This window comes from Aquabacterium sp. UBA2148, assembly GCF_002328915.1.
Lineage (GTDB): Bacteria > Pseudomonadota > Gammaproteobacteria > Burkholderiales > Burkholderiaceae_C > Aquabacterium > Aquabacterium parvum.
Map to the genome: position 1 here is coordinate 4,932 of NZ_DCXA01000225.1, position 5,150 is coordinate 10,081.

General features: G+C 67.6%; 6 protein-coding genes. 5 read left to right on the forward strand and 1 reads right to left on the reverse strand.

Going from position 1 to position 5,150, the window contains the following annotated elements; genetic code table 11:
- Positions 1-5 precede the first annotated feature (5 nt).
- The 4 genes from ttcA (at position 6) to B2W70_RS12810 (ending at position 3,917) form a co-directional block, all read left to right on the forward strand.
- Positions 6-1,004, forward strand: a complete 999-nt coding sequence (gene ttcA, locus B2W70_RS12795; RefSeq protein WP_414631066.1) for a tRNA 2-thiocytidine(32) synthetase TtcA — start codon at positions 6-8, stop codon at positions 1,002-1,004.
- Between the two features lies 1 nt (position 1,005).
- Positions 1,006-1,713 (forward strand): DUF4136 domain-containing protein, encoded by a 708-nt coding sequence (locus B2W70_RS12800; RefSeq protein WP_286746206.1) that lies wholly within the window; start codon positions 1,006-1,008, stop codon positions 1,711-1,713.
- A gap of 58 nt (positions 1,714-1,771) precedes the next feature.
- On the forward strand, positions 1,772-3,166 hold the full coding sequence (glmU, locus tag B2W70_RS12805) for a bifunctional UDP-N-acetylglucosamine diphosphorylase/glucosamine-1-phosphate N-acetyltransferase GlmU (RefSeq protein WP_286746208.1): 1,395 nt from the start codon (positions 1,772-1,774) through the stop codon (positions 3,164-3,166).
- 97 nt (positions 3,167-3,263) lie between these two features.
- On the forward strand, positions 3,264-3,917 hold the full coding sequence (locus B2W70_RS12810) for a J domain-containing protein (RefSeq protein WP_286746210.1): 654 nt from the start codon (positions 3,264-3,266) through the stop codon (positions 3,915-3,917).
- Positions 3,918-3,920: 3 nt separating this feature from the next.
- On the opposite strand, the gene B2W70_RS12815 is transcribed toward B2W70_RS12810, so the two are convergent.
- Complete coding sequence (locus tag B2W70_RS12815) at positions 3,921-4,463, reverse strand: Lrp/AsnC family transcriptional regulator (protein WP_286746212.1); 543 nt, start codon at positions 4,461-4,463, stop codon at positions 3,921-3,923.
- 147 nt (positions 4,464-4,610) lie between these two features.
- Between B2W70_RS12815 and B2W70_RS12820 the strand changes: the two genes are divergently transcribed.
- Positions 4,611-5,150 (forward strand): class II glutamine amidotransferase (locus B2W70_RS12820; protein WP_286746214.1); only part of this gene is annotated, 540 nt, incomplete at its 3' end.

A 5,150-nucleotide genomic window follows, 5' to 3' on the forward strand; every position in this document is an offset into this window, starting at 1 on the left:
CGGGCCTGCCCGTGGCCGAAGCCGCCGTGGCCGCCGCCGAGCGCGCCGAGCAATCGCAAGCCGAGGCCGCAGCCGACAAGGCCGCCAAGCGCCACGCCTTCGAGATGAACAAGCTCAGCAAGCGCCTGCACCGCGAGGTGGGCGAGGCCATCACCGACTTCAACATGATCGAAGACGGCGACAAGGTCATGGTGTGCATGTCGGGTGGCAAGGACAGCTACTCCTTGCTCGACATCCTGATGAACCTGCAAAAGCGGGCTCCCATCCACTTCGAGATCGTCGCCGTCAACCTCGACCAGAAGCAGCCCGGCTTTCCCGAACACGTGCTGCCCGAGTACCTGACCAAAGTGGGCGTGCCCTTCCGAATCGAAGAGCAGGACACCTACAGCGTGGTCAAGCGCGTGGTGCCCGAGGGCAAGACCACCTGCAGCCTGTGCTCGCGCCTGCGCCGCGGCATCCTCTACCGCGTGGCCACCGAGCTGGGCTGCACCAAGATCGCCCTGGGCCACCACCGCGACGACATCCTGCAGACGATGTTCATGAACATGTTCTTCGGCTCCAAGCTCAAGGGCATGCCCCCGAAGCTGGTGACCGACAACGGCGAGCACGTGGTCATCCGTCCGCTGGCCTACTGCCGCGAGAAGGACCTCGCCAGGTACGCCGAGCACCGCGAGTTCCCCATCATCCCGTGCAACCTGTGCGGCAGCCAGGAAGGCCTGCAGCGCCAGCAGATGCGCGAGATGATCAACGAGTGGGACGAGAAGTTCCCCGGCCGCGTCGACAACATGTTCACCGCGCTGGCCAACATCGTGCCCTCGCACATGATGGACAAGAACCTCTACCCCTTCACCACCATCAAGGCCACCGGCGCGCCGGTCAAAGGCGGCGACATCGCCTTCGACGAGGACGAAGACGAGTCTTGTGGCGACAAACCCGCAGGCAACGGCCTGCCCGGTGAAGCCAGCATCTCGCTGGCCAGCCTCAAGCTGCGCAAGGCGGACTGAGGTGCACGGCGGTCGCGCTCAACTGCCTGGCGCCTTGTTGAGGCGCCACCACCTGGGCCGCCTCGGGCTGCTGGCCCTGTTGATGGCCCTGTTGAGCCTGGTCACCTTGCTGACCGGTTGCGCGGCCACCCACGTGGTCAGCCAGGTGTCTGCCTACGGCCCCTGGCCCGAGGCGAGCAAGCCCGGCGCTTACGCCTTCGAGCGCCTGCCCTCGCAAGCGGTGCAGGCCGCCGATCAGTCCCGACTGGAGTCCGCCGCCGAGCCGGCCTTGCTCAAGCGGGGCTTTCACCGCGTCGAACAGCCTGAACAGGCCGACTACACCGTGCAGATCGACGCCAGCGTGCGCACCGAACCCCGCACACGCTACGACCCGCTGTTGGCTCCCTACGGCATGCACCCCGGCCACCTCGGGCCCGCGCACCCCCACTTCTGGCGCCCTGGCGTGGGCGGCTGGTGGGGCAGCGGTGGATCGGGCCTGAGCTTCTCGCTGGCGCTGGAGCCGCCCTGGGTCACGCTGGAGTTGCGCCTGCTCATCCGTGATCGTCGCGATGGCAGGGTGCTGTACGAAACCCAGGCCGCTCACGACCGCGTGGGTTCACTGGACGAGTCGGTGCTCCCCTACGTTTTCGAAGCCGCGCTGGACGGCTTCCCGCAACCACCCAGGGGCCGGCGCGTCGTGAGCGTGCCGCTGCCTGATGCCCGCCGCTGACCCCGCGCTGGCGCAGCACCCATCCCCATTCAGCCTCATCCATTCAAGCAGGACCCCCATGTCGCTTTCCATCGTCATCATGGCCGCGGGCAAAGGCACCCGCATGAAGTCTGCGCGCCCGAAGGTGCTGCACAAGCTGGCTGGCCGGCCCATGCTGGCTCATGTCATCGGCACCACGGCCACCCTGCAGGCCGCGCAGCAGATCGTCGTCACCGGCCATGGTGCCGAGCTGGTCGAGCCCGCGATGAGCGCGGCCTTCCCGCAGGCGCCTTTGAGCTTCGTGCGCCAGGAGCCGCAACTGGGCACCGGCCACGCCGTGCAGCAGGCCGTGCCCGTGCTGCCCGACGATGGCATCACCCTGATCCTCAATGGCGACACGCCGCTGATCCGGGCCAGCACCGCGCAGGCCCTGGTCGATGCCTGTGCTGGCGGCAAGCTGGCCCTGCTGACCATCGAGCTGGCCGACCCCACCGGCTACGGCCGCATCGTGCGTGACGCTTCTGGTGAGCGCGTTCTGGCCATCGTCGAGCACAAGGACGCTTCGCCTGAGCAGCGCGCCATCCGCGAGGTCTACACCGGCATGATGGCCGCGCCCACCTCGCACCTCAAGCGCTGGCTGGCTGGCCTGACCAACAACAACGCCCAAGGCGAGTACTACCTGACCGACGTCGTGGCCATGGCCCAGGCCGAAGGCGTGAGCGTGGTGGCAGCCCAGCCCCAGGACGAGGTCGAGGTGCTGGGCGTCAACAGCCCGGCGCAGCTGGCCGAGCTCGAGCGCCGTCACCAGCGCGCCCAGGCCGAGCGCCTGATGGAGCAGGGCGTGCGCCTGGCCGACCCGGCGCGTTTCGACCTGCGCGGCAGCCTGCAGGCAGGCCGCGACGTCGACATCGACGTCAACTGCGTCTTCGAGGGCAGCGTCACGCTCGGCGACGAGGTGCAGATCGGCGCCAACTGCTTCATCCGCAATGCGCGCATCGAAGCCGGCGCGGTCATCCACCCGTTCACTCACATCGATGGCGACAAGGACGGCGCCACCGTGGGCGCAGGCTCGCTGATCGGGCACTTCGCCCGCCTGCGCCCTGGCGCCCAACTGGGCCCCGAGGTGCACATCGGCAACTTCGTCGAGGTCAAGAACAGCACGATGGCCAAGGGCGCCAAGGCCAACCACCTGGCCTACCTGGGCGACGCCACCGTGGGCGAGCGAGTGAACTATGGCGCCGGCGCCATCACCGCCAACTACGACGGCGCCAACAAGCACCGCACCGTCATCGAGGCCGACGTGCACGTGGGCTCGAACTGCGTGCTGATCGCACCCGTGACCCTGGGCGCGGGCGCCACGATCGGCGGCGGCAGCACCATCAGCAAGGACGCGCCTGCGGGCTCGCTGACCGTGGCGCGGGCCAAACAGGTGTCGCTGCCGGGCTGGCAGCGGCCACAAAAACAACGCCCTTGATTCCCTGAGGGGCAGGGCCGGGTCATTGCCCCTTCAGTTGGTGGGACGCCTGCCGTTAACATTCGGCATCCATCGAACCGGTCCCGAGCCGCACGCCGTGAATCACTACGAACGACTGAAGGTCACCCAGGATGCCCCGCCCGAGGTCATCCGGGCTGCTTACCGAGCGCTGGCCAACCGCCTGCAGGCACACCCGCCGGCGCCTGGCGCTGCGGCCGATGCCGCCCAGGAAGAGATGATGGGGTTGAACGCGGCGTACGAAACCCTGATCGATCCGATGCTGCGCCGTGACTACGACGCCAGCCTGGCACCCGGTCAAGGGTGGCAAAAGCCGGTTGGAGGCGACGATGACGAGGCGGCGCCCGGTGAGGGGGGTGCCATGGCCCCTGCTGCGCCGGATGGCGCCGTCCCTGGCCTGATGGCCCAGGAGTCGGCGTTCGCGCCCGAGCCCAACCAGGTCATGCTGGGCACCTTCATCGCCTTGTTGTTGATCGTGCTGGGCTTTGCCTGGTACTTCACCCGCTCGGGGACTTCTGCTCCTGCCATGGACGCCGCCCTCGTCAAGCAGATCGGTGCGCAAGGCAATGTGTCTGCCGACCCGCTGAGCGGCGCTGTGGCGCGTCCGCTGGCCAGCGTCTTCCCCAACATGCATCCCCTGGATGGGCCCAGCATCGAGCTGAGGTCCGAGTCCCTGCTGCTCAGCGCCCGACCCGCTGCCGAGCGCATGGCCGAGCCCAAAGCCGCAGACTGATCATCAGCGGCTTGCTGCGCCCGCTGCAGTGCCGGGCGCACCCGGCAAGGGCACGGCGGTGCCGAATTTCGCCCGTTTCACGCCGAAAAAGGCGCGCACATTGCGCACCCTTGCGTCCTCGTTGAACAGGCGTCGCGCCACGTCCTGGTAGGCGGGCATGTCGGCGACCTGGATCACCAGCACGAAGTCCGGTCCGGGCGAGACCCGCCAGCATTGCTGCACGCTGGGCTCGTCCACCGCGCGGGCCTCGAATGCATCCAGCGCCTCGTGGGTCTGCACGTCCAGGCTCACTTCCACCAGGGCACTCAGGCCCCAGCCCGTCCAGGCGGCCAGCTTGGTGGGTGACAGGATGGCCACGCGTTTTTCGATCACCCCGGCCTGGGTGAGCCGTTGCACGCGCCGATGGCAGGTGGCGGGCGACAGGTTCACTGCTTCGGCCAGGGCCTGGTTGGACAGGCTGGCGTCGACCTGCAACAACGACAAGATCCGCCAGTCGTGGGCATCCAGTTGAGGGGATGCATCGCCAGGCATGGTGGAATCTTTCATTTTCAGTCTAACGATTGATTTTTATATCGTCATTTTGTCACGCTGTGATGATTCATTCAAATTCAACCTAATTTCGCAAGAACATTCCGCATTGATTGCCCTAGCATCCGCGCTGCATCACCACCACCAACAGCGGGAGTCCCCCTCATGTGCGGCATCGTTGGCGCCATCGGCGCACGCAACATCACCCCGGTCCTGGTCGAAGGCCTCAAGCGCCTGGAGTACCGCGGCTACGACTCCTGCGGCGTGGCCGTTTTGCAAGACGGCGCGCTGCGCCGCAGCCGCTCCACCCAGCGCGTGGCCGAGCTGCAGGCGCAAGCCGACTCTGACGGCATCCACAGCAACCTGGGCATCGCGCACACCCGTTGGGCCACGCACGGCGCGCCGGCGGTGCACAACGCCCACCCGCACTTCTCGCACGGCCCGGGTGCCGACGCCGCCACCGCCAAGCCGGGCCGCGTGGCCCTGGTGCACAACGGCATCATCGAAAACCACGAAGAGCTGCGCCGCGAGCTGCAGGCCAAGGGCTACGTCTTCCTGAGTCAGACCGACACCGAGGTCATCTGCCACCTCGTTGACCAGCTCTACGACGGCGACCTGCTGGCCGCGGTCAAGGCCGCCACCCGGCGCCTGCACGGGGCCTACGCCATCGCCGTCTTCCATCGCGACGAGCCGCAGCGCATCGTC